Below are 25,243 nucleotides of genomic sequence, written 5' to 3' on the forward strand. Positions count from 1 at the left end.
CCCCGATACTGGTGGTATCGGGGCGATCCCGACAACGCCGCGAGGGTGCGTGCCAGGCGTCGCCAGGCAGACGGGACTTTCACAACACGCCCTAGGCGCTTTCGACCTGCGTGGACGCGCCGGGCCACCCCTCGCCCACTGCCTGCGAGAGGCGTGGCGATGAGGTGCCGGGCGGCCGTCCTGCGCGCGGCCGACGCCCCGTTCACGGTCGAGGACGTGGTCCTGAGCAGTGAGCCGGCCCCCGGCGAGCTCCTGGTCGAGATCGCGGGCTGCGGGATGTGCCGGACAGATCTCGCCGTCCGGCGGTCCGGCGGCCGCAGCCCGTTGCCGGCCGTCCTCGGGCACGAGGGCGCCGGGGTCGTGGTGGGGGCGGGGAGCGGCCCTGACGGCGCGATCGAGGTGGGCGACCATGTCGTGCTGAGCTTCGACTCCTGCGGGCACTGCCCCAACTGCCGGGGCGCGGCCCCCGCCTACTGCGACTCCTTCGCCTCCCTCAACCTCTTCGGGGGGCGCGAGGAGCGACCGCCGCGGCTGACCGACGCGGCCGGTGCGGCGCTGGCCCCCCGCTGGTTCGGGCAGTCCTCGTTCGCCCAGTACGCGCTCGTCGCGGCTCGCAACGCCGTCCGGGTCGACCCCGCGCTGCCGCTCGAACTGCTCGGGCCCCTCGGCTGCGGCTTCCTCACGGGCGCCGGAGCCGTCATGAACACCTTCGGCGCGGGTCCCGGCGACACCCTCGTCGTCCTCGGCGCGGGGGCGGTGGGCCTGGCCGCGGTGCTGGCGGCCACCGCCGCCGGCGCGCTGACCGTGGCCGTCGACCGGCGGCCCGGGCGGCTGGCCCTGGCCGAACGGTTCGGCGCGGTCCCGCTGCCCGCCGCGACGGCCGCGCTGCCCGAACGGATCCGCCGGCTGACCGACGGCGGCGCGCGGTACGCCCTGGACACCACGGCCTCGGGCCCGCTCATCAACGCCGCGCTGCACGCGCTGCGCCCCACCGGCAGCCTCGGCCTGGTGGCACGCCTGCACACCCCCCTGACCCTCGAACCGGGCACGCTCGACCGGGGCCGCAGCGTCCGCCACATCTGCGAGGGGGACGCCGTGCCCGCGCTGTTGATCCCGCGGCTGACCGGCATGTGGCGGGCCGGTCGCTTCCCCTTCGACCAGCTGATCCGCACCTACCCGCTGTCCGACATCAACGAGGCCGAACGCGACTGCGACGCGGGCCGCGTGGTCAAGCCCGTCCTCCTCCCGGAGGGGACGCGATGAGGCACGGCACGCGGAACCACGGCTTCCCCTCATCGCACGCACAGACACCCCAGCCCTCACTCCCGCCAACGGAGGAACCATGGCCGGCACGGCGCCGCAGCGGACCGACGCGGAAGGTGTGGACGGAGGTGTGGGTCTGACCGCCCTCCTGGTCGCCGCCGTACGGGCGATCGAGACCCACCGCCACGACAGCCTCGCCCAGGACCCCTACGCGGAGCACTTCGTGCGTGCCGCCGCCGCCTGTGCGCGCTGGCCGGTGCGCATCGAGCAGGTGCCCGAGGGGGACGGCGACCCGCTGTGGGGGCGGTTCGCCCGCTACTTCGGCCTGCGCACCAGGGTCCTCGACGACTTCCTCCTGCGGTCGGCCCGTGCGGACGCCCGCCAGGTGGTCCTGCTGGGGGCCGGGTTGGACACCCGGGCCTTCCGGCTGGACCTGCCGTCCGACCGCGTCGTGTTCGAGATCGACCGGGCGGGCGTCCTCGCCTTCAAGCAGCGGGTGCTCACGGACCTGTCGGCCGCCCCGAGGGTCAAGCGCGTCCCCGTACCGGCCGACCTGCGCGCGGACTGGGTCAGCGCCCTGACCGCCGCCGGCTTCGACCCCGCCGCACCGAGCGTCTGGCTGGCCGAGGGCCTCCTCTTCTACCTGCCGGGCCCCACCGAGACGCACCTCGTCGACACGGTGGACGGGCTCACCACCCCGGGCAGTGCTCTGGCCTTCGAGGCCAAGCTGGAGAAGGACCTGCTGGCGTACCGCGACAGCCCGATCTATGTGGCGACGCGCGAGCAGATCGGCATCGATCTGCTGTGCCTCTTCGACAAGGGGCCGCGGCCCGACTCCGCGGGCGAGCTGACGGGCAGGGGCTGGTCCACCTCGATGCACACGCCGTTCGAATTCACCCGACGGCACCGGCGTGGCCCCCTCCCCGAGCCGAACGACGCGCTGGAGGGGAACCGGTGGGTGTTCGCGCACAAGCGGCGGCCGAGCCGCTGACGGACCGCGTCAGACGTTCCGGGCGGCCATCAGGCGGTCGCCCGGGATCCCGGCCCGGTCCGGCGCGTAGTAGTCCTCGATGCCGTCGGCCCAGGTCGCGACGGTGATGCGGTCCTCGGCGTCCGGGCCGAAGGCGTCGAAGAGGGCGTGGATGTTCGCCTCCTCGAAGCCGATCGCCCTCATCAGCGACACGAAGAGCGGGCGCTCGATGAGACCGTCGCCGTCCGGGTCGCCGAGTGCGGAGAGCGCCGTGGCGAACTCGGTGACCGTGGGGCCGAAGCGCTCGGGGTCGAGCACGAACGGGCGGAATTCGTCCACGGTGATCACGCCGTCGCCGTCGGCGTCCAGCTCCGTGGCCAGCGACGTCCAGTAGCGGCGGAACGCGGCGCGGATGGCCGCTTTGGCGCTCTCGTCCGACGCGGTGGCCGCCGCCAGGACGCGGTCCGTCATGAGGTCGAAGTCGTGGGAGTCGATCACTCCGTTGCCGTTGGCGTCGAAGAGGGAGAAGACCAGCTCGATGCGCTGGGCGGCTTCCGTTCGCATGTCCGTCACCTGATTTCCGCGGCCGGTCGGTTCCCGGGTCCCGCTGATTGACTGCTCCCACGTAACCGTGCGGGAGGGCGGGCGCGCGGGTGAGGCGCTTTTCATCACCGGAACAGGTGAGTTCACGGGCCGGGCGTCGACGGGCCGAGGCCCTTGCTGCGGGTGGCCGTCACCGCGGCGAGGGCGACCAGGGCGGGGAAGACCAGCATGGCCGGTGTCGGGCTGAAACGGGCCAGGAGGACGCCGGCCAGGGCGGGGGCGAGCGCGGCGGCGGAGCCCGCGGCGAACAGCACGCCGCTGACCACGCGCCCTTGCAGGTGGTCCGGTGTGACGGCGGCCTGGTGGGCGAAGAGCGCCGCGTTCGCGGTGGGCCCGAGGAAGACGGCGGCGGCCAGCGGGACGGCGGCCAGCACGCTGCCGGCCAGCAGGGTGCTCACCGCCATCAGCGCGGCGGTGGTCCAGCACAGCACCCGCAGCAGGACGGGCAGCCGCAACCGGCGTTGCAGCGCGGGGGCCACGAGGGCGCCGAGGAAGCCGCCCAGCGCGAAGATCGTGCCGGCGAGTCCGACCAGGGCCGGGGGGACGCCCGCGTCGAGCAGGGCGAGCGTCATCGCGAAGATCATGCCGGTGAAGGCCATGTTCAGCGGTGCGGCGATCACCAGCAGGGCGCGCAGGAAGGGATGGCCGAGGAGGAAGCGCAGGCCCTGCGCCGCGGAGACGGCGGCGGACGGGGCCGCCTCCTGCCGGGCCTCCTGGAGCGGCCGCCGGATGCAGGTGACGGCCACGAGGGAGAGCAGATGGCTCAGCGCGTTCCCGAGGAAGGGCAGGGCGCGGCCGAGCCCGAACAGCAGGCCGCCCAGCGGTGGACCGCTCAGCGAGACGGCGTACGCGCGCGCCTCGTTGCGGGCGACGGCGGCGGTGAGCTGGTCGGGGCGGACCAGATTGCGCACCGAGGCGTGCTCGGCGGTGCTGAAGACGGCCGTGGCCGCGGCGCCGGCGATCACCACCGCGACGATCACCGGCAGGCTCGCGGCGCCCGTGGCCACCGCCCAGCCGAGCAGCGCGTACCCCGCGAGCCGCAGCACATCGCAGATGATCATCAGGCGGCGCCGGTCGACGCGGTCGGCGAGGACACCGGCCGGCAGCCGGCACACCAGGGTGGTGACGAGACCGGCGGTGCCGACGAGCCCGGCCTGCGCGGGTGACCCGGTCTGCTGGAGCACCAGCAGCGGCAGCGCCAGTTCCACCATGGCGCCGCCCAGGTCGGACAGACACTGCCCGCTCCACAGCAGGTTGAAGTCGCGGTTGCGCCACAGCCCCGACGGCCGGTCGCCGGCCGCCGCCTCGACGGGGCCCTCGCCGACGGACGGTCGGCTCACACCGGGTCCCCGGCGGACGCGGTCCCGGGCGTCCCGGCGGCGCCCTCCGTGACCGGGATGACCATCATCTTCGTGACGGAGCCGTCGTCGCCGACGACGTCCCGGACGTGGCGGAAGCCCATGCGGCGGCACAGGGCGAGACTGGCGGTGTTCTCGGCGCCGACCATGCCGTACGCCTCGCTGAGCCCGAGGGTGTCGCCGGCGTACCGGAGCAGGCCCCGTACGGTCTCGCCGCCGAGGCCGCGTCCCCAGTAGGCGGGGGCGAGCGCGGTGATGAGTTCATGGCCGTCGACGTTGCCGGTGGGTTTCACCTCGGCGTGACCGACGTAGGCGTCCGCGAGCCACAGGCCCCACACGTCGAACCGGTGCTCGGGGTAGACATCGGTGAGGATGGCGCGGAACACCTCGCGCAGTTGCGGTTCGGGCGCGCGGTCCTGGCCCATCCAGCGGCACACCTCCTCGTCCCGCAGCAGCGCGACGAAGTGGTCCTCGTGTTCGGGTCGGTAGGGGACGAATTCCAGGCGTTCGGTACGCAGGACGGGGGTCATGGCGGCTCCTCGGGGGTGTTGCCGTGCGGTGGTGGGCCGAGGGCGGTGGGGCGCCGGAACGGCACTGGGTGGGGGCGGGCGCCGGGCCGGCGCGGGTGCGGCCGGCCCGGCGGGTGGAGCGAGGGGCGGTCAGGCGCCGGCGTTCTCCATGCGCTCGCGCAGGCTCTTGGGCCGCATGTCGGTCCAGACCTCGTCGACGTAGGCGGAGCACTCGGCCTCGGTGCCCTCCTTCCCGACGGGCCGCCAGCCCGCGGGCACCTCGATGTCGGCGGGCCAGAGCGAGTACTGCTCCTCGTCGTTGCGCAGCACCTGGTAGCGGGTGTTCTCGTCCATGTCGCCTTCTCTCATTGCCGGTTCGGGTGGTTGATGGGGTTCGGGCAGTCGGTCGGGGCGCGGGGTTCGCGAGGGCCGTGCCGGGCGGTGCGCCGGGGCGGTGCCTCGCGGGACCGGGGTGGGGTCACCGGCCTCCCCGGGCGTGCCGGGCGAGGTGGCGCAGGGCCTCGGCGAAGTCCTCGGCCGCCCGGCGCACGGCCGCCGTGTCGTGCAGGCCGGGCCGGTGGTGCCAGGTGAAGGCGAGCCGGCCGTGCTGCACCGCGCCCACCACCTCCACCGGGTGCGAGCCGGGGTCCCTGGGGTCGTGGTCCTGTCCGAAGGAGCCGTGTTCGGCGCGGACCAGGCCGCCGTCCGCCGTCTCGGGGCGCGCGTCCCACTGGCCGAGGTAGTTGAACACCACCTGGCTGTGGGCCTGGGCGCCGAGGCGTTCGCGGACCTCGGGCGGCCCGAAGGTGCGCAGGGCGCCGTAGCCGATGCCGTTGCCGGGCACGGCGCGCAGCTGGCGGCGGACCGCCTTGACCAGGGACCGCCAGTCGCGGTCGGGGCCGAGGTCGCCGGGGCCCGGCACCTGGATGGCGACCGGGTAGACGGTGGTGAACCAGCCGACGGTGCGCGAGAGGTCGACGCCGTCGAGCAGGTCCTCCCGGCCGTGGCCCTCCAGGTCCAGGCGGACCCGGTCCTGGCCGGTCCAGCGGGCCAGCGCGAGGGCGAGCGCGGCCAGCAGGACGTCGTTGACGCGGGTGCGGTAGGCGGTGGGCGCCGAGCGCAGCAGCGCCGTGGTGTCGTCCTCGTCGAGTTCCACGCTCACCGTGGCGGCCGGCCCGCCTCCGCTCGCCGTGGCCGGGTCCGCCGGGGCGGGCTCGGCGCCCACCGTCTGCTCCCAGTGCGGCAGTTCGCTGTCCAGGCCGCCCTCGGCGACGTGCGCGGCCAGGCGCCGGGACCACTCGCGGAAGCTGGTGCCGCGCTCGCCGAGCGCGACCGGGTCGCCCTGGCGGGCCTGTCGGTAGGCACTCTCCAGGTCGTCGCGCAGGACGCGCCAGGAGACGGCGTCCACCACCAGGTGGTGGGCGACGAGGAGGAGGTAGGCGGGCCGCTCCGGGTCCCCGGTGAACAGGGCCGCCCGCAGCTGCGGGCCGCCGGCCAGGTCGAAGCCCGCGTGGAGTTCGTCGGCGGCCTTGGCCATCGCCGCGTCGGCGTCCTCGGTGGACAGACCGGTCAGGTCGTGGCGTACGAGGATCTCGGCGCCCGCGGCGGGCGGCGGGTTGAACTGCCGCCAGCCGTGCTCGTCCCGGGTGAAGCGCATGCGCAGGGCGTCGTGGTGTTCGAGGAGGGCGTCGAGCACGGCGCGCAGCGCCCGGGGGTCGGGGGGACCGTCGAGTTCGAGGAGCGCCGACTGGTTGAAGTGGTGGTGGGCCGCGCGGGGTGTGGTCAGGAACCACTCCTGGATCGGGGTGAGCGGCACCTCGCCGGTGACCGGGCCGTCCGCCGAGGGCCGGGGCGCGGCGCGGACCACGGTGGCGAGTTCGGCGACGGTCTGGTGCGTGAACAGGTCCCGGGTCGCGACGTGCAGTCCGTCGCGGCGCATCCGGGAGACGACCTGCATGCTGAGGATGGAGTCGCCGCCGAGCGCGAAGAAGTTGCCGTCGGCGCCGACCTCCTCGATGCCGAGCACGTCGGCCCAGATGCGGGCGATGCGGCGTTCGGTGTCGGTGCGCGGCGCGGTCCGCGGGCCGTCCACGGCCTGGGCGGGCCCGGGTGCGGGCAGCGCCCGCCGGTCGGTCTTGCCGCTCGGGGTGAGCGGCAGCCGATCGAGCGGCACGAAGACGGAGGGCACCATGTGCGGGGGCAGCGTCCCGCCCAGGTGCAGCCGCAGTTCCCCGACGGGCAGCGCGGTCCCGGCCGCTCCGGTGGCCGAGGGGGCGGCGGCGGACGGTCCGGGGTCGGCGGGGGGGGTCGGCGGGGCCGGTACGACGTAGGCGACGAGCCGGGCCGGTGCGCCGGGCCCGTCCCCGGCGCGGACGACCACGGCCGCGTCCCGCACCAGCGGGCTGCGTCGCAGCGCGCTCTCCACCTCCCCGGGTTCGATCCGGAAGCCGCGCAGTTTGACCTGGTCGTCGGCGCGGCCGGCGAACCGCAGTCGCCCGTCGGCGGTCCAGCGCACCAGGTCCCCGGTGCGGTACATCCGCTCCCCCGGCGTGCCGAACGGGTCGGGCAGGAACCGCTGGGCGGTGAGTCCCGGCCGGCCCAGGTAGCCGCGGGCGAGGCCGGGTCCGGCGAGGTACAGCTCGCCGGTGACGCCGGGCGGTACGGGACGCAGAGCGGCGTCGAGCACGTACACGCGGGTGGCGCCGGACGGGCGGCCGATGGTCGGCGTGCCGGTGCCCGGGGTCAGCGGGCCGGTCCAGGTGGCGACCACGGTGGCCTCGGTGGGGCCGTAGGAGTTGACCATGCGGCGGCCGGCCGCCCAGGTGTCGACCAGGTCGGCCGGGCAGGCCTCGGCGCCGACGATGAGGGTGCGCAGGTGGGGCAGGTCGGCGGCGGTCTCCGGCGCCAGGGTGGCCAGCGCCGCCGGTGGAATCAGCGTGTGGCTGATCCGCCGGTCGGCGAGCACCTGCGCCAGCCGCTCGCCGACCAGGGGGCCTTCCTCGCCCGTGACCAGCGCGGCCCCGCTGAGCAGGGAGACGCACAGTTCCAGTACGGAGGCGTCGAAGCTCGGGGAGGCGAACTGGAGCACCCGGTCGCCGGGTCCCGCGGCGTACTGTTCGGCGGCCGCCGCGGCGAAGGAGGCGAGGCCCCGGTGGGTGACCACGACGCCCTTGGGTGTGCCCGTCGAGCCGGAGGTGTAGATGACGTACGCGGGGTGGGCGGCGGTGAGCGCGGCGGTGCGGTCGGCGTCGGTGAGCGGTGTGTCCGGCCCCTCGGTGGACCACACCTCGGCCGGGTCGTCGACGACCAGGTGGGCGCCCGCGTCCCGGATCATGAACTCCCGCCGCTGCGGCGGGTAGTCGGGGTCCACGGGCAGGAAGGCCCCGCCGGCCTTGGCGACGGCGAGCTGCGCCACCACGGCGGCCGCCGAGCGCGGCAGGGCGAGGGCGACCACGCGCTCGGGTCCGACGCCGTCCCGGACGAGGCGGTGGGCCAGCCGGTCGGCGGCCCGGTCCACGTCGGCGTAGGTCATCTCCCGGTCGCCGTCGATCAGTGCCGGGGCGTGCGGGGTGCGTGCCGCCTGCTGGGCGAACAGGGCGGCCAGGGTGGTCTCGGGCACCGGGCGGAAGGTGCCCCGGCCCTGGGCCGGCAGGTTCGCTCGTTCGTCGTCGGAGGCGAGCGGGAGCGCGCCGAGCGGGCGGCGGGGGTCCTCGGCGACGGCGTGCAGCAGGACGCCGAGCTGTCCGGCCATGCGGTCCGCCGTGGCCGCGTCGAACAGGTCGGTGTTGTAGGTGAGCAGGGCGTGCAGGTCGCCCGATGCGGTCTCGGCGAACTCCAGGGTGAGGTCGAACGCGGTCTGCTCCGAGTCCGGTTCGACGTCGGCGACGTCCAGGCCGGGCAGGTCGAGGGCGGCGGCCGGGGTGTTCTGGAGGACGACCATGACCTGGAAGAGCGGGCTGCGGCTGGTGTCGCGGACGGGCTGCACCTCGTCCACGACGCGTTCGAACGGTACGTCCTGGTGGGCGAAGGCGTCCTGGACGGTCTGCCGTACGTCGCCGAGGAACGCGGTGAAGGGCCGGTCGGCCTCGGCCCGGGAGCGCAGCACGAGGGTGTTGACGAAGAAGCCGACGAGGGCCTGTGTCTCGGGCCGGTCGCGGCCGGCGTTGACGGTGCCGACGGTGATGTCCTCGGCGCCGGACAGCCGGGCGAGGTAGGTCTGGGCGGCGGCCACGAGTGTGGTGAACAGGGTGGTGCCGTGGTCCCGGGCGAGGCGGGTGAGCCGTCGGGCGGTGGTGGCGGGCACCACCAGGCGGGCGGTCGCGCCGGCGCTGGTGCGTACCGCGGGCCGGGGCCGGTCGGTGGGCAGCTCCAGCGGCGCGGTGTCGGCCAGTTGTCCCTTCCAGTAGGCGAGATGCTCGGCGGTCTCGGTGTCGCCGGCGGTGCGCTGCCAGTGGGCGTAGTCGGCGTACTGCACCGGCAGCGGCGCCAACTCGCTCTGTGTCACGCCGAGTTCGGCGCGGTAGAAGTGCGCGAGGTCGCCGAGCAGGACGGAGGTGGACCAGCCGTCGGTGACGATGTGGTGCAGGGTGAGGGCGAGGACGTGCTCGTGCTCGGCGAGCCGGAGCAGGCCGGCGCGCAGCAGCGGTCCCTCGCGCAGGTCGAAGGGGTTCAGCCGTTCCTCGTTGAGCAGGCGGCGCAGGGCCGCTTCCCGCTCCCCCGCACCGAGCCGGGTCAGGTCCCGCAGGGGCAGGGGTACGTCGTGGGGCGGGTGGACGCGCTGGATGCCGTGTCCGTCGACGCTGTCGAAGGTGGTGCGCAGCGACTCGTGCCGGGCAACCACGGCGCCGAGGGCGGCGCGCAGCGCCCCGGCGTCCAGGGTGCCGCGCAGGCGCAGGGCGAGTGTGGTGACGTACTCGGCGCCGTCGGGCTCGAACTCGTGCAGGAACCACAGGCGTTGCTGGGCGTGGGACATCGGGGCGACGGCGTCGCGGGCGACCGGGACGAGCCCCGGGCGGCCGGTGCCGCGCCGCTCGCCGAGCAGGCCGGCCAGGGCGGCCGGTGTCGGGTGCGTGAAGACGGCGCGCGGGGTGACGTCGGCGTCGAAGGCCTCGGCGAGGCGGGAGGCGAGCCGGATGCTGAGGATCGAGTCGCCGCCGAGCTGGAAGAAGTCGTCCTCCACGCCCGGCGGTTCACTGCCGAGGACCTCGCCGAAGACGTCCGCCGTGCGGCGTTCGGCCTCGGTGCGGGGCTCGACCCGTTCGCGGCCCGGCACGGCGTCCGGGGCGGGCAGGGCGGCCCGGTCGACCTTGCCGTTGCGGCTGAGCGGCAGTGCGGCGAGCGGGACGACGGTGGTGGGCACGAGGTAGTCGGGCAGGCTGCGGGCGGCGAACGCCCGCAGCTGCTCGGCGTCCTCGCCGGCCCCTCCGACGACGTAGGCGACGAGCCGCTTGGCGCCGGGGCGGTCCTCGCGGGCCAGGACGGCCACGTCGACGACGTCCGGGTGGGCGGCGAGCGCGGCCTCCACCTCGCCGGGCTCCACCCGGAAGCCGCGGATCTTGACCTGGTCGTCGGCGCGGCCGAGGAACTCGACGGTGCCGTCCGGGCGCCGCCTGGCCAGGTCGCCGGTGCGGTACATGCGGGCGCCGGGCGGGCCGAGCGGGTCGGCGAGGAAGCGGGCGGCGGTGTCGCCGGGGCGGCCGAGGTAGCCCCGGGCGACGCCCTCGCCCGCCAGGTACAGCTCGCCCGGGCAGCCCGGCGGTACGGGCCGCAGCCGGGTGTCGAGGACGAGTACCCGCATGTCGTCCAGCGGCCGCCCGACGGGGATCGTGTCGGGCACCGCCGCCGGGTCGCCGAGGGCGTGGGAGGTCGCGAAGGTGGTGGTCTCGGTGGGGCCGTAGCCGTCGACGACGGTCAGGCCGGGGCAGGCGTCGAGGACGCGGCGCACGGCCTGTGCCGGTACGACGTCACCGCCGGTCCACACCTGGGCGAGGCCGCGGAAGCAGTCGGGCGCGTCCTGGGCGAGCAGCCGGAAGAGACCGGCGGTCAGCCACAGCGCGGTCGGTGCGCCGTCGGCGGCGGCGAGCCGGCGCAGCGTGGCCGCGTCGACGGTGTCGCCCGGGGCCACGACCACGCAGCCGCCGTTGAGGAGGGGCGCCCACACCTCGAAGGTCGCGGCGTCGAACGCCACCGGTGAGTGCAGCAGCACGCGGTCGCACACCCCGCCGGCGAACCGGCTGTCGGTGGCCAGCGCCGCCACGTCCCGGTGCCGTACCGCGACCGCCTTGGGCAGTCCGGTGGAGCCGGAGGTGAACATCACGTACGCCAACTGGTCGGGATCGGCGGCCGGCAAGGGGCCCGTCCCGCCGTCGTGCGGTTCCGTGGGGGCGGGGCGGGCCGCCGCCACTTCCGGGGCGGTCAGCCGACGGGTGGCGCCCGCCTGGGTGAGCAGGGTGCGGCGGCGTTCCTCGGGGGCGCGGGTGTCGACGGGGACGTAGGCGCCGCCGGCCAGGAGTACCGCGAGCTGGGCGACGACCAGTTCGGCGGAGCGGTCGAGCAGGAGGGCCACCCGGTCCTCGGGGGCCAGTCCGTCGGCCCGCAGGCGGTCGGCCAGTGCGCCTGCCCAGTCGTGGAGTTGATGGTAGGTCAGGCGGTGTTCGCCGTCGTGGACCGCGGGCGCGTCCGGGGTGCGTCGGGCCTGTTCGGTGAAGAGGTCGACGGGGCTGTGCGGCACGGTCCGGCGGGCGGTGGTGTTCCAGGCGGCCAGCAGTTGGCGGTCGGCCGGGGCGAGTACGTCCAGGTCGCTCAGGTCGGTGTCGAATCCGTCGGCGAGGGCGGTGAGCAGTCCGGCGAGCCGGTCCGCGGCGCGTTCGGCGGTGGCGGCGTCGAACAGCTCGGGGTCGTAGGACAGGTCGAAGCCGAGCCGTTCGGCCAGGTGGGCGCGGAGGCACCAGGGGAAGGTGGTGGCGTCGTCGGCGCGCACTTCCTCGACGCGGACGCCCGTGCGGGCCGTCGCCGACTCGTCGACGGGGTAGTTCTCGAACACCAGCATGCTGTCGAACAAGGCCTCGCCGGGCGGAACTTCGCTCACGGACTGGATGCGGGGCAGGGCGAGGAAGTCGAAGCGGCGGGCGTCGCTCTGCCGTTCCTGGAGGTCGCGCAGCCAGGGCAGCACCGGCCCGGCGGGTATGCGGACCCGGGTCGGCACGGTGTTGATGAACATGCCGATCATGCCCTCGACGCCGGGCAGTTCGGCCGGGCGGCCGGAGACGGTGGTGCCGAAGACCACGTCGTCGCGTCCGCCGGAGCGGGCGAGGAGCAGCGCCCAGGCGCCCTCCACCACCGTGTTCACGGTGAGTCCGGCGCGGGCGGCGCTCTCCCGCAGGCGCCGCGAGAGACCGTCGTCCAGTTCGTGGTGGACGGCCGCCGCGGAACGGGCGCGGTGGGCCTCGGCGGGCGTGCGGTCGTAGGGCAGCGGGGTGCGGGCGGTGAACCCGGCGAGGGCCTCGGCCCAGTGCCGCTCGGCCGCCGTCTCGTCCTGCTCCCGCAGCCAGTGCAGGAAGTCCGCGAAGGGCCGCCGCAGCGGGGGTGCCTGGTCCGGGCCGCCGGTGAGCGCGGCGTAGCGCTCGCAGACCTCGGTCAGCAGCTGGCCGGTGCTCCAGCCGTCGAGGACGATGTGGTGGGTGGACCACACCAGGAGCACCTCGTCGCCGGGCAGGGCGGCCAGGGCGAGCCGGGTGAGCGGTGCCGTGCCGAGGTCCATGCCGGCGGCGCGGTCCTCGGCGAGCAGCCGCTCCGTGGCCGCGGTGCGCTCGGCGGGGGTGAGCGCGCGCCAGTCGAGGTGGCGGACGGGCAGTTCCGCGTGGCGGTGGACCACCTGGACGGGGTGCGGCAGGCCGTGCCAGTGGACGCTGGTGCGCAGTGCCGGGGTGCGGTCGGCGACCTGCTGCCAGGCGGTGGCGAAGGCGTCCGGATCGGCCACGCCGGACAGTCGTACGGCCGTGCGGTCGAAGTAGGCGTGCTCGGTGTCCACGAGGCCGTGGAAGAGCATGCCGGACTGGAGCGGGGTGAGCGGCAGGACGTCCTCGGCGTGCGGGCCGGTGCCCAGGAGCCGGTCGAGCTGCTCCTGGCCGAGGCCGGCGAGGGGGAAGTCGGAGGGGGTGCGGCCGCCCGCCTCGGGGCGGGCGCAGTGCGCCACGATCTCCCGCAGGGCCGCGAGGGTGTCCTGGGCGAGGCGGTGGACGGTGGCCCGGTCGTAGACGGCCGCGGGGTAGGTCCAGCCCAGTTCGAGCCGGCCCCGCTGGACCACGCCGGTGATGTCCAGGAGGTAGGGGCGGGGTTCGTCCGGGTCGGTGTCCTGGCCGGCCGGGGGCAGGGCGCCGCGGAACAGGCCTTCGGCGGTGTCCGTGTCCCACTGGCCGTGGTAGTTGAAGCCGATCTGCGGGGCGGGGGCCGCGGCGAGCGGGCTGTCCGGCACGAGGTGGCGCAGGGCGCCGTGGCTCAGGCCGTGCAGCGGTATCGCGCGCAGCTGTTCCTTGACCGAGCGGAGCGTGTCGTGCCAGCCGGCGTCCGGGGCGACGCGCAGGGCGAGCGGGAACTCGGCGGTGAACCAGCCGACGGTCCGCGACAGGTCCACGTCCGCGAACAGCTCCTCCCGGCCGTGGCCCTCGACGCCCAGCAGGACGGTGTCGCGTGCGCACCAGCGGGCCAGGGTGCGGCCGAGGGCGCTGAGCAGGACGTCGTTGACCTGGGTGCGGTAGGCCCGGGGGACCTCGCGCAGCAGGGCTTCGGTGGTCCGCGTGTCCAGGGTGACGGTGAGGGTGGCGGCCGTGCCGTGGGTGTTGGGGCCGGGACGGCCGGCGGGCAGGGCGGCCGGCGCCGTGCCGGTGCGCGTCCAGTACGGCAGGTCGGCGTCGAGCGCCCCGGAGCGGGTGTGCCGGTCGAGGCGGGTGGCCCAGCGGCCGTACGACGTGCCGGTGGGGGGCAGTTCCACGGGCCGACCGAGCGCCGCGGCCCGCTGGGCGGCCTCCAGGTCCGCGAGCAGGATGCGCCAGGAGACGCCGTCGATGACCAGGTGGTGGGCGGTGACGACCAGTTGGCCGGGCCGGCCGGGACCCCGGTCGAAGAACAGGACGCGGACGACCCGTCCGTCGGCGGGGCTCAGGGCGGCCTGCGCCTCGTCCGTCAGCCGCTGCACCTCGGCCTCCAGGGCCGGGTCGGCCAGGCCGGCCATTTCGTGCCGGGTGAAGACGCCGTCCGGTGCCTCGGCCAGGACGTCCTGGCGCCAGCCGTCGATGGTGTGGCGGAACCGGGTGCGCAGGGCGGCGTGGTGGCGTACGAAGGCGTCGGTGGCGGCCCGAAGTGTCGTCGCGGGGGTGTCCGGGGCGAGTTCGAGGCGCTGGGTCATGGTGAACCGGAGCCGCTGCCCCGGGTCGCGGCCGTCCAGGTACCAGTGCTGGATCGGGGTGAGCGGCGCCTCGGCCGGCTCCTCGACGGCTTCCCGTTCCGGGGCCGACTCCGTAACGCGCAGGGCGAGTTCGGCGACCGTCTGGTGGCGGAAGACGTCCTTGGTGGCGAGGGTGAGTCCGGCCTGCCGGGCGCGGGAGACGATCTGGATGCTCAGGATGGAGTCGCCGCCGAGGGTGAAGAAGTTGTCGCGGGCGCCGACGCGTTCGACGCCGAGCACCTGCGCCCAGATGGCGGCCAGGCGTTCCTCCGTGCCGGCCCGGGGAGCGACGTAGGGCGTGTCGCTGTCGGGCTGCGCGGGCGGGGCGGGCAGGGCGCGGCGGTCGGTCTTGCCACTGGTGGTGCGCGGGATGCGGGCCAGCGGGACGAACGCGGCGGGCACCATGTGGTCGGGCAGGGTGCGGCGCAGCGCGAGGCGCAGGGCGTCCGGGGCTGGGACGCGGTCGGTGGCGGGTACGACGTAGCCGACGAGCATGAGGCGGCCGGCGTTCTCGCGGGCGGCGACGGCGGCGTCGGCGATGTCCGGGTGGTCCAGGAGGGCGGCCTCCACCTCGCCGGGTTCGATGCGGAACCCGCGGATCTTGACCTGCTCGTCCACCCGGCCGAGGAACTCCAGGAGCCCGTCCCGGTCCCAGCGGGCCCGGTCGCCGGTGCGGTACATCCGCTCGCCGGGCGCCGCGAACGGATCGGCGAGGAAGCGGGCGGCGGTGAGGCCGGGCCGGTGCAGATAGCCGCGGGCCACCTGCGCCCCGGCCAGGTACAGCTCGCCGGGGGTGCCGGGCGGCACCGGGTTCAGGGCGGCGTCGAGGACGTAGGCCCGCAGATTGCCGCCGGGGCGGCCGATGACCGGGCGGTCCGGTCGGTCGGCGCAGCGGCCGTAGACGGCGTCGACGGTGGTCTCGGTGGGCCCGTACATGTTGTACACGGCGATGCCCAGGTCGCGTTCGGCGCGCACGAGGTCGCGCCAGCCGGCCGGGGTGACGGCCTCGCCGCCGACGAGGAGCAGGCGCGGGTGGTGGCGGTCGGCGGCGAGCAGCCCGGCGGCGGTGAGTTCGCGCAGGTAGGACGGGGTGACGTTGACCAGGTCGAGGCGGTGTTCGGCGACCTGGTCGCAGAACGCGCGCGGGTCCAGGCGTACGTCCTCGTCGATGAGGTGGACCTCGTGGCCGAGGGCGAGGAGCAGCGGTCCTTCCCAGGAGGTGTCGAAGGAGAAGGAGGCGCTGAGCGCGGCCCGCAGCCGTCGCTCGTCGGCGGTGTGCGGGGCGAGCAGGCCGGCGCGGTGGTCGTGGCAGAGGTTGACGAGGTTGCGGTGTTCGACGGCGACGCCCTTGGGACGGCCGGTGGAGCCCGAGGTGTAGATGAGGTAGGCGGTGTTCTCGGGCCGCAGGGGCCGGACGCGGTCGGCGTCGGTCGGGTCGTGGGCGGGCAGCCGGTCCCACGGCACCGTGTCGAGGCCGGTCAGGAGGGTGTGCGGGCGGGCGTCGGCGAGGAGGAAGTCCTGCCGTTCGGCGGGGAGTGCGGGGTCCAGGCAGAGCAGGGTGGCGCCCGCCTTGAGGACGGCGAGCACCGCCACCACCAGGTCGGAGGTGCGGGGCAGCCGGACGGCGACCACGTCCTCCGGTCCCGCGCCCTGGGCGATGAGGTGGTGGGCGAGCCGGTTGGCGCGCTGGTTGAGGGCGGCGAGGTCCAGCGTGGCGTCGCGGGCGACCAGGGCGGTGTGCTCCGGCGTGCGGGCGGCCTGTGCCTCGAAGAGGGCGGGGAAGGTGGTGTCCGGCTCGGGCAGGTGGATGCCCTCCCCGTGGCGCAGTACGCGGTGCCGCTCGTCGTCGGTCATCAGCGGCAGCCGGTCCACGCTCTGTCCGGGGTCTGCCGCGACGGCCTCCAGCAGGACGCGCAGCCGGGCGGCGAGGCGTTCGGCGGTGTCGGGGTCGAAAAGTCCGGTGTTGTACTCCAGGTGCCCGGTCAGGCCCTCCTCGCTCTCCACGAAGTCGAAGGCGAGGTCGTAGGTGGCGACGCGCACCGGCGGTGTCACGGGCTCCGCCGTCAGGCCGGGCAGGCGCAGCGGCTCGGCGCCGAGGTTGTGCAGGGCGACCATGACCTGGAACAGCGGGGTGCGGCTGGTGTCCCGTTCGGGCTGGAGGGCGTCCACCACCCGCTCGAAGGGCACCTCCTGGTGGGCGAACGCCTCCAGGGCGGTGTCGCGCACCTCGGCGAGCAGGTCCCGGAAGGGCACACCGGGGCGGACCCGGGCGCGCAGCACCAGGGTGTTGACGAACATGCCGACCAGGTCGTGCAGTTCGGCGCGTTCGCGTCCGGCGGTGACGGTGCCGACGGTGACGTCCTCCTGGCCCGCCCAGCGGGCGAGCAGCGTCTGGCAGGCCGTCACCAGGGTCATGTAGAGGGTGGCGTCGGTCTCCCTGGCCCGTTCGCGCAGCCGCTCGGTGAGCGCGGGGGGCAGGGTGAAGGTCAGCAGGGCGCCGTCGCGGCCGCGGACGGCCGGGCGCGGCCGGTCGGTGGGCAGCTCCAGCGGGCTCACGCCGTTCAGCGCCCGGCGCCAGTAGGCGAGTTCGGCGTCGGCGCGGTCGGCGCGGGAACGCTGCCAGGACGCGTAGTCGGCGTAGCGGACGGGGAGCGCGGGCAGCCGCGGGCGGCGGTCCTCCAGGGCGGCCGCGTACAGCTCGCCCAGGTCCCGGGCGAGCACACCGCTGGACCAGCCGTCGGTGACGATGTGGTGCACGGCCAGGACGAGGACGTGCTCGTCGGGGGCGGACCGGGCCAGGTGGGCGCGGAGCAGGGGGCCCGCGGCCAGGTCGAAGGGGGCGGCGGCGATCCGGTCCACGAGAGCGTCCAGGGCGGCGTCGTCCGGGAGGTCGACCACGGGCAGGTCCACGGGCCGGGGCGGGTGGACGAGCTGGCGGGCCTGGCCGTCGTGCTCGGTGAACGTGGTGCGCAGCGTCTCGTGCCGGGCGACCAGGCCGTCCAGGGCGGTGCGCAGGGCGGCCTGGTCCAGCGAGCCGCGCAGCCGCAGCACGGACAGGGTCGTGAACTCCGTGCCGCCCGGCTCGAACCGGTCGAGGAACCACAGGCGCTGCTGGGCGTACGACAGGGGCGCCGGGGCGTCCGGGGCGGTGGCCGAGATGGCGTCGGCGGTGTCCGCGCCGCCCGGCTCGCCCAGGGCGGCGGCGAGGTCGCGGAGCGTGGAGTGGGTGAACAGCATGCGGGGCGAGACGTCCGTGCCGAAAGCGGCGCGCAGCCGGGAGGTGACGCGGACGGCGAGGATGGAGTCGCCGCCGAGGGCGAAGAAGTCGTCGTCGGCGCCGGCCTCCTCGATGTCCAGTACGTCCGTCCAGGCGGCGGCGACGAGCCGTTCGGCCGGGGTGCGCGGCGAGGTCCGCGTGCCCTCGGCGGCGAAGCCGTCGGGGCCGGGCGCGGGCAGGGCGCGCCGGTCGAGCTTGCCGTTGGCGGTGAGCGGCAGCGCGGCCATCGGCACGTAGGCGGCGGGCACCATGTGCGCGGGCAGCAGCCCTTCGAGGTGGGCGCGGAGTTCGGCGGCGGCCGGCGCGGTGGCGGGCTCCCCGGTGCCGGTGCCGCTGCCCGTACCGGTTCGGGTGCCGACGACGTGGGCGACCAGGCGGCGGGTCCCCGCGCTGTCCTCGTACACGCCGACGGCGGCCGCGCCGACGCCGGGGTGGGCGTGCAGGGCGGCCTCGATCTCGCCGGGTTCGATGCGGTAGCCGCGGATCTTGACCTGCTGGTCGGCGCGGCCCAGGTACTCCAGGGTGCCGTCGGCCCGCCAGCGGGCCCGGTCACCGGTGCGGTACATGCGGGTGCCCGGCCGGCCGAAGGGGTCGGCGAGGAAGCGGGTCGCGGTCAGTCCTGGCCGGTTCAGGTAGCCGCGCGCCAACCCCTCGCCGGCGACGAAGAGTTCGCCCACGGCGCCCGGGGGCACCGGCTGGAGCGTGTCGTCGAGGACGTAGAGCCGCAGGTCGGGGATGCCGGTGCCGATGGGGCTCGCGGCGCCGGGGCGGGCGGCCGCGCGGTCGAGGCCGGCGTAGGTGACGTGCACGGTGGTCTCGGTGATGCCGTACATGTTCACCAGGCGGGGCGCGGTGTCCGGGTGGCGGGCGTACCAGTCGGCGAGGCGGCCCACGTCCAGTGCCTCGCCGCCGAAGACGACCGTGCGCAGGGCGAGGCGGTCGGCCACGTCGGGGAGTTCGGCGTCGGCGCGGATCAGCGGGTAGAACGCGGACGGCGTCTGGTTGAGGACGGTGACCCGCTCGTCGGCGAGCAGGCGCAGGAAGTCCTCCGGGGAGCGGGCGGTGTCCTCGGGGACGATCACGAGGCGGCCGCCGTGCAGCAGCGGCCCCCACAGCTCCCACACCGAGAAGTCGAACGCGTAGGAGTGGAAGAGGGTCCACACGTCGTCGGCCCCGAAGCCGAACCAGTGCCGGGTGCGGGTGAAGAGCCGCACCACGTTGGCGTGCGGGACGACGACGCCCTTGGGGCGGCCGGTGGAGCCGGAGGTGTAGATGGCGTAGGCGGGGCTCTCGGGCAGCGCGCGGCCCGCGAGGCCCGCGGCCGGGCGGCGGGCCAGGTCGGCGCGCACCTGCGGGTCGTCGAGCAGCAGCCGGGGTACGTCCGGGCCGGCCGCCGGGCTCTGCCGGGTGGTGACCAGCGTGACCGGCGCGGCGTCGGCGAGCAGGTGCCGCACGCGCTCCGCGGGCAGCCGGGGGTCGATGGGCAGGTAGGCGGCGCCGGTCTTGAGGACGGCGAGGACGGCCACGACGAGATCGGTGGAGCGGGGCAGCGCGAGGGCGACGAACGTCTCGGGCCCGGCGCCGAGTTCGGCGAGGCGGTGGGCGAGACGGCTCGCCCGTGCGTCCAGGCCGGCATAGTCGAGCCGTTCGTCGCCGCAGGTGAGGGCCTCGGCGTCGGGGGTGCGGGCGGCCTGGGCGGCGAACAGCGCGTCCAGGGTGTCGGCGGGGCGGCCCTCCTCGGTGCCGTTCCAGTCGGCGAGGAGGCGCCGCCGTTCCTCGGCGGTGGTCCAGGCCAGGGAGCGCACGGGCCGCTCCGGGTCCTCGGCCAGCTCCGTGAGCAGCAGGCAGAGCCGGTCGGCGAGGGAGGTCACGGTCGTGGCGTCGAACAGCTGAGGGTCGTGGGCGAGGTCGAAGCCGAACCGCTCGCCCTGGTAGGCGCGCAGCACCAGGGGGAAGTTGGTGGCGTCCCGGGAGGAGACGTCGGCCAGGCGTATCCCGGTCGTGGCCGAACGCGCCTCGTCGAAGGGGTAGTTCTCGAAGGCCACCATGCTGTCGAAGAGGGGGCTGCCGGCCGGTACGTCGCTCAGCGAGGTCAGCTCGGCGAGGGAGACCGCCGCGAACCGCCGCGCCTGCGCCTGCTCCTCCTGGAGGTCCCTGAGCCAGGCGGCGGCGGTGCGGTCGCCGTCGACACGGACGCGGGTGGGCAGGGTGTTGATGAACATGCCCACCATCGACTCGGCGCCGGGCAGGTCGTCGGGCCGTCCGGAGACGGTGGTCCCGAACAGCACGTCCCGTTCGGCGCTGTAGCGGGACAGGAGCAGCGCCCAGGCGCCCTGCACCACGGTGCCGAGGGTGAGTCCGGCCGTCCGCGCGGTGTGGGCAAGGCGGGCGGAGACCTCGTCGGACAGCGTGGCCGTGTGCACGCCGGCGGACCGGGTCTCGTGGCCGGGGCGCCGGGCGCGGTCGACGGGCAGCGGGGTGGGGGTGGCGAACCCGTCGAGGACGGTGCGCCAGTGGGCGTGGGCGGCCTCGGTGTCCCGGTCGGCCAGCCAGCGCACGTAGTCGCCGAACGGCCTGCGGGCCGGCGGCCGGGGCTCGGCGCCGGTGGTGAGCGCCGCGTACTCCTCGGACACGTCGGTGAGCACCTGGGCGAGGCTCCAGCCGTCCAGGATCAGGTGGTGGGAGGTCCACAGGAGGTGCAGCCGGGCGTCGGGGAGCCGGACGAGGGTGAGCCGCATCAGGGGGGCCGTGCCGAGGTCGAGGCCGCGGGCGAGGTCGTCGGCGCGCAGCCGGTCGAGCCGCTCCTCCCGCTGCGCCGCGTCCAGCTCGCGCCAGTCCAGGCGCACTACGGGGACCTCGACGCGGCGGTGCACGACCTGGAGCGGCACCGGGACGCCCTCCCACACCACCGAGGTGCGCAGGGCGGGCGTGCGGTCGGTCACCCGCTGCCAGGCCAGGGCGAGGGCGTCCGGGTCGCTCACGCCTTCGAGCAGCAGCGCGGCCTGGTCGACGTACACGTCGTCGGCGCCGCCGACCAGCCGGTGGAAGAGCATGCCTTCCTGGAGCGGGGTGAGCGGCAGCAGGTCCTCGACGTCGCGGCCGTCGCCGGCGAGCCGGTCCACTCCCGCCTGGTCCAGGCGGGCCAGCGGGAAGTCGGAGGGCGTGCGCCCGCCCGCGCCGGGGCGGGCGCAGTGCTCGGCGATGGCGGTGAGCGCCCGTGCCATGCCCGCGGCAAGCTCCCGCACGGTGTCCTCGCGGTGCACCTGGTCGCTGTAGTGCCAGGTGATCTCCAGCTCGCCGTCGGTCACCAGGGCGGACACGTCGAGGAGGTGGTCCAGCGGCGCGCCGGGGTCCATGTCCCGGCCGGGTACGTCGGCGGTGGGCGCGAAGTCGCCGCCGGCGGCCGCCTCCCACTGCCCGTGGTAGGTGAAGCACACGTCGGGCAGCGGCAGTCGGCCGAGCGCGCGGGCCTCGGGCCGGGGTGAGCCGAGGTGGCCGAGGGCCTGGTAGCCGAGGCCGCGGCGGGGCACGGCCCGCAGCTGTTCCTTGACGGACTTCAGGGTGGCCGCCCAGTCGTCGTCTCCGGCCGGGGCCAGCGTGACCGGGTACTGGGTGGTGAACCAGCCGACCGTGCGGGACAGGTCGGCGCCCTCGTCCAGTTCCTCCTCCCGGCCGTGGCCCTCCAGGGCGACGGTCACCCGGTCGGCGCCCGTCCAGTCGGCGAGGACCCGGCCGAGCGCGCTCAGGAGCACGTCGTTGACCTGGGTGCGGTACGCGCCCGGCACCCGCCGCAGCAGTGCCTCGGTGGTGTCCCGGTCCACGCGCGTACGGACGGTGCGCACGGACCCGGCGAGGGGGGTGCCGGGCAGGTCGACGGGGAGCGGGGTGCGGGGCTGAGCCGCTTCCCGCGTCCAGTGGGGCAGGTCGGCGTCGAGGTCGCCGGCGCGGACCCGTTCGGTCAGGGTCCGCGCCCAGTCGGCGAACGGGGTCTGCTCGGGCTCCGGCCGGGGTTCCTCGCCGGCCGCCGCCTGCCGGTAGGCGTGTTCGAGGTCGGCGAGCAGGATCCGCCAGGAGACGCTGTCGACCGCCAGGTGGTGGGCGGTGAGGAACAGTTGGGGCCGCTCCCCGCCGGTCAGCAGGGCCGCGCGCAGCAGGGCGCCGGTCGCCGGGTCCAGGGCCGCGCGGGCCGCTGCCGCGGCCTCGGCGGGCGAGGTGGCGGGGTCGTGCCGGGTGAGCAGTCCGCTCGCCGGGCCGGTGCCGGGGTGCTGCCGCCAGGCGCCGTCGGTCTGAGCGAAGCGGGTGCGCAGCGCCGGGTGGCGGGCCACCACGGCGTGCAGGGCCCGGTCCAGGGCCCGCTCGTCGAGGTCGTACGGGAGGTCGAGCAGCATCGACATGGCGAAGTGCCGCAGCGGTCCGTGCGTGGCGAGGAACCACTCCTGTACGGGGGTGAGCGGGGCGGGGCCGTCCTGGTGCGGGCGGCGGGGCGCGGGCACGGCGGCGGTGCGGCGGGCCGCGGCGGCGGCCAGGTCGGCGACCGTCTGGTGGCGGAAGACGTCCTGCGAGGCGATGTGCAGGCCTGCGGCGCGGGCGCGGGAGACGGCCTGGATGCTCAGGATCGAGTCGCCGCCCAGCTCGAAGAAGTTGTCCGTGACCCCCACCCGAGCCGCGCCGAGCACCTCGGCCCAGATGCCGGCCAGGGTCTCCTCGTCGGGGGTGCGCGGGGCGACGAACTCCCGTTCCTCCGCGGTGTTTTCCGGCGCCGGCAGGGCGCGGCGGTCCAGCTTGCCGCTGGTGGTCAGCGGCAGCGCGTCCAGCGAGGTGAAGGAGGACGGCACCAGGGCGTCGGGCAGCACCTCGCGCAGGGCCGTGCGCAGGTCGGCGGGGGCGGGCCGGGGCGCGCCGGGCGCGGGGACGACGTAGGCGGCGAGACGGGTGTGGCCCCGCGGGTCGGGCACGGCGACGACCGCGGCGGCGGCCACGGCGGGCAGCGCGAGCAGGGCGGCCTCGATCTCGCCGGGCTCGATGCGGTGGCCGCGCACCTTGACCTGGTCGTCGGCGCGCCCGAGGTAGTCGAGGCGGCCGTCGGCGGTCCAGCGGGCCAGGTCGCCGGTGCGGTACATCCGCTCCCCCGGCCCGCCGAACGGGTCGGGCAGGAAGCGGGCCGCGGTCAGTCCGGGCCGGCCGGCGTAGCCCCGGGCGAGCTGGCCGCCGGCGAGGTACAGCTCGCCGCCGACGCCGGGCGGCACCGGGCGGAGCCGGCCGTCCAGGACGTAGGCCCGCACGCCGGGCAGGGGGCGGCCCACCAGCGGGCGGTCGCCGCCGTCGATAGGGCAGGACAGCGCGTCGACCGTGCACTCGGTGGGGCCGTAGAAGTTGTGGGCGGTCACATCCGGGTGGGCGGCCAGTTCGCGCCAGAGCGCGGGGCCGACCGCCTCGCCGCCGAGCATGAGGACCCGGGGGTGGTGCCGGGGGTCGGTGAGCAGTCCGGCGGGCAGCAGTTGCCGCAGGTAGGACGGGGTGACGTCGAGGAAGTCGACGCGGTGTGCGACGACGTACTCCACCAGCGCGGCCGGGTCCATCCGGGTGGTCTCGTCGACCAGGTGCAGCGGGTGGCCGTCGGCCATCAGGAGCACGCCTTCGAGGGAGGTGTCGAAGGAGAAGGACGCGGTGAGCGCGACCCGCAGCGGGCCGCCGCCCGCCTCGGCGACGAAGCCGGCCCGGTGGGCGGCCAGGAGGTGCGCCGCCGCGCGGTGGGTCACGGCGACGCCCTTGGGGCGGCCGGTGGAGCCGGAGGTGTAGATGACGTACGCGGTGTTGTCCGCCGTCAGCGGGGCGCGCCGGTCGGCGTCGGTGGGGTCGGTGTCACGGGTGGTCGCGGGCACGGCGCGCAGGGCCGGTTCGTCGAGGACCAGGGCCGGGCGGGCGTCGTCCAGGAGGAACCGGACGCGCTCCTCGGGCAGGGCCGGGTCCAGGGGGAGGTAGCCGGCGCCGGACTTCCAGACGGCGAGGATCGCCACGATCATGTCGGCGGTGCGCGGCAGTCGCAGGGCGACCAGCCGTTCGGGGCCGGCGCCGCGGGCGATGAGGTGGTGGGCGAGCCGGTTGGCGCGGGCGTTGAGCGTGGCGTAGTCCAGCCGTTCGCCGCCCGCGACGAGCGCGAGGGCGTCGGGGTCCTGGGCCGCCCGGCGCTCGAACAGCTCGGGGTGGATGGTGTCCGTGGCGGGGAGCGGGGCGGGGTTCCAGTCGTGGACGAGGCGCCGGGTCTCCTCCTCGGAGAGCAGGGGCAGGCTGCCGAGCGCCCGGTCCGGAGCGGCGCAGGCGCCTTCGAGCAGGCGGATGAGCTGTCCGGTCATCCGCTCGGCCGTGGCCGCGTCGAACAGGTCGGTGCGGTATTCCAGGAGGCCGGTCAGGCCGTCCTCGCCGGGCACGAACTCGATGCTCAGGTCGAAGGTGGCCGCGTGCCGGGGCACGGTGACCGGGGTGGTGGCCAGGCCGTTCGGGGCGGTCGCGGCGGGCGGGGCGGGGTGCAGCAGGACCAGCACGTCGAACAGCGGGTTGCGGCCGGCCTCGCGGGGCGCGCCCACCGCCTCCACGATCCGCTCGAACGGGGTGTCGCCGTGGGCGAAGGCGTCGCCCACCGTCTCGGCCGCCCGGGCGAGGAGGTCGCGGAAGGACCCGGCCGCGTCCACCGGGGTGCGCAGCACGACGGTGTTCACGAAGAAGCCGACGCTTCGTTCCAGATCGGTGCGGGAGCGGCCGGGCGTCAGGGAGCCGACGGTGATGTCGTCCTGCCCGGACCAGCGGGCGAGGAGCGCCTGGGCGGCGGCGACCAGGGCGGTGTGCAGGGTGGTGTGCTGCTCTCTCGCGAGGTCGCGCAGGCGCGCGGTCAGCCGGGCCGGGACGGCGAAGGCGCTGACGGCGCCCTCGCCCGCCTCCTCGCCGCGCCGCGGCCGGTCCAGGGGCAGGCCGGGTGTCACCGCACCGGCCAACCGCTGCTTCCAGTGGGTGAGTTCGCCTTCGAGGCGGGTGCCCGAGAGCCGCTCGCGCTGCCACACCGCGAAGTCCGGGTACTGCGTGGCCACCGGCGGCAGGGCGAGCGCGGCGCCCCGCGCGAGGGCGTCGTAGGCGGTGCACAGCTCGTCCAGGACGATGCCCATCGACCAGCCGTCCGTAATGATGTGATGGGCTGTCAGCACCAGGACGTGGGAGGTCGCGGACTCGCGCAGCAGCAGGGCGCGCAGCAGGGGGCCGTTGCGCAGGTCGAAGGGCCGGGAGTACTCCGCCAGGAGGTCCTTGTCCAGGTCGCCGGCGTCCCGGACCGGCAAGGGCACCGGCCCCGCCGGGTGGACGCGCTGCACGGGGCGGCCGTCGGTCTCCTCGAAGGTCGTGCGCAGCGCCTCGTGCCGGGTCACGACGGCGGTCAGGGCCGCGGCGAGCGCCCGCTGGTCCGGCGCGCCGGTGAGGCGCAGCGCGACCGCGCTGTTGTAGCGGGCGTCGCCGGGCCGCAGCTGGTCCAGGAACCACAGCCGCTGCTGGGCGAAGGACAGCGGCAGCGGGTGGTCCCGGTCGGCCCGCGGGATGCCCTGCCGGGCGGCCGGGGCGGAGCCGCCGCCGGCCGCCCGGCCGGCGAGCCGCCGCCGCAGCGCCTCCCGCATCTCCTCGGGCAGGGCCTCGGCCCGGTCCCGCCGGGAGGGGCGGGAGGGACGCGACGACGCGGCGGAGTCGGCGGGGTCCGACGAGGGGTTGCCCGAAGCGGAGTTACCCGAAGCCGAGTTGCCCGAAGCGGAGTTGCTGGAAGAAGGGGTCGAAGACGTCATGGTC

7 protein-coding genes are annotated in these 25,243 nt (G+C 75.7%); 2 read left to right on the top strand and 5 right to left on the bottom strand.

Annotated features, from left to right (window positions below; translation table 11 throughout):
• The first annotated feature begins 159 nt into the window (after window positions 1-159).
• Together ABZ385_RS00005 and ABZ385_RS00010 are read left to right on the top strand one after the other, a co-directional pair.
• Window positions 160-1,263 (top strand): zinc-binding dehydrogenase, encoded by a 1,104-nt coding sequence (locus tag ABZ385_RS00005; RefSeq protein ID WP_358908746.1) that lies wholly within the window; start codon window positions 160-162, stop codon window positions 1,261-1,263.
• 79 nt (window positions 1,264-1,342) lie between these two features.
• Window positions 1,343-2,254 (top strand): class I SAM-dependent methyltransferase, encoded by a 912-nt coding sequence (locus ABZ385_RS00010; RefSeq protein WP_358908747.1) that lies wholly within the window; start codon window positions 1,343-1,345, stop codon window positions 2,252-2,254.
• 9 nt (window positions 2,255-2,263) lie between these two features.
• Here ABZ385_RS00010 and ABZ385_RS00015 read toward each other — a convergent pair whose 3' ends face one another.
• The 5 genes from ABZ385_RS00015 to ABZ385_RS00035 all read right to left on the bottom strand — a co-directional run bounded on the left by ABZ385_RS00015 (window position 2,264) and on the right by ABZ385_RS00035 (window position 25,239).
• Entirely contained in the window at window positions 2,264-2,797 is a 534-nt protein-coding gene (locus ABZ385_RS00015) for an EF-hand domain-containing protein (protein ID WP_358590405.1), read from the bottom strand.
• A 122-nt stretch (window positions 2,798-2,919) separates the two neighbouring features.
• The gene (locus tag ABZ385_RS00020) at window positions 2,920-4,176 is read right to left on the bottom strand and encodes an MFS transporter (protein ID WP_358590403.1); all 1,257 of its coding nucleotides are present in this window, start codon (window positions 4,174-4,176) and stop codon (window positions 2,920-2,922) included.
• Window positions 4,173-4,724: a GNAT family N-acetyltransferase gene (locus ABZ385_RS00025; protein WP_358590401.1), complete on the bottom strand. Its 552-nt coding sequence runs from the start codon at window positions 4,722-4,724 to the stop codon at window positions 4,173-4,175. The genes ABZ385_RS00020 and ABZ385_RS00025 overlap by 4 nt, the downstream gene beginning before the upstream one ends.
• Before the next feature lie 129 nt (window positions 4,725-4,853).
• Window positions 4,854-5,057: an MbtH family NRPS accessory protein gene (locus ABZ385_RS00030; protein ID WP_275590039.1), complete on the bottom strand. Its 204-nt coding sequence runs from the start codon at window positions 5,055-5,057 to the stop codon at window positions 4,854-4,856.
• 124 nt (window positions 5,058-5,181) lie between these two features.
• On the bottom strand, window positions 5,182-25,239 hold the full coding sequence (locus ABZ385_RS00035) for a non-ribosomal peptide synthase/polyketide synthase (protein WP_358908749.1): 20,058 nt from the start codon (window positions 25,237-25,239) through the stop codon (window positions 5,182-5,184).
• Window positions 25,240-25,243 lie beyond the last annotated feature (4 nt).

The organism is Streptomyces sp. NPDC005898 (assembly GCF_040629635.1).
In the GTDB taxonomy this organism is placed as follows: domain Bacteria; phylum Actinomycetota; class Actinomycetes; order Streptomycetales; family Streptomycetaceae; genus Streptomyces.

Bases quoted from the DNA above. Each gene is read 5' to 3' on its own strand.
- ABZ385_RS00005 (WP_358908746.1), top strand. From the start codon at position 160: ATGAGGTGCCGGGCGGCCGTCCTGCGCGCGGCCGACGCCCCGTTCACG.
- ABZ385_RS00010 (WP_358908747.1), top strand. From the start codon at position 1,343: ATGGCCGGCACGGCGCCGCAGCGGACCGACGCGGAAGGTGTGGACGGA.
- ABZ385_RS00015 (WP_358590405.1), bottom strand. From the start codon at position 2,797: ATGCGAACGGAAGCCGCCCAGCGCATCGAGCTGGTCTTCTCCCTCTTC.
- ABZ385_RS00025 (WP_358590401.1), bottom strand. From the start codon at position 4,724: ATGACCCCCGTCCTGCGTACCGAACGCCTGGAATTCGTCCCCTACCGA.
- ABZ385_RS00030 (WP_275590039.1), bottom strand. From the start codon at position 5,057: ATGGACGAGAACACCCGCTACCAGGTGCTGCGCAACGACGAGGAGCAG.
- ABZ385_RS00035 (WP_358908749.1), bottom strand. From the start codon at position 25,239: ATGACGTCTTCGACCCCTTCTTCCAGCAACTCCGCTTCGGGCAACTCG.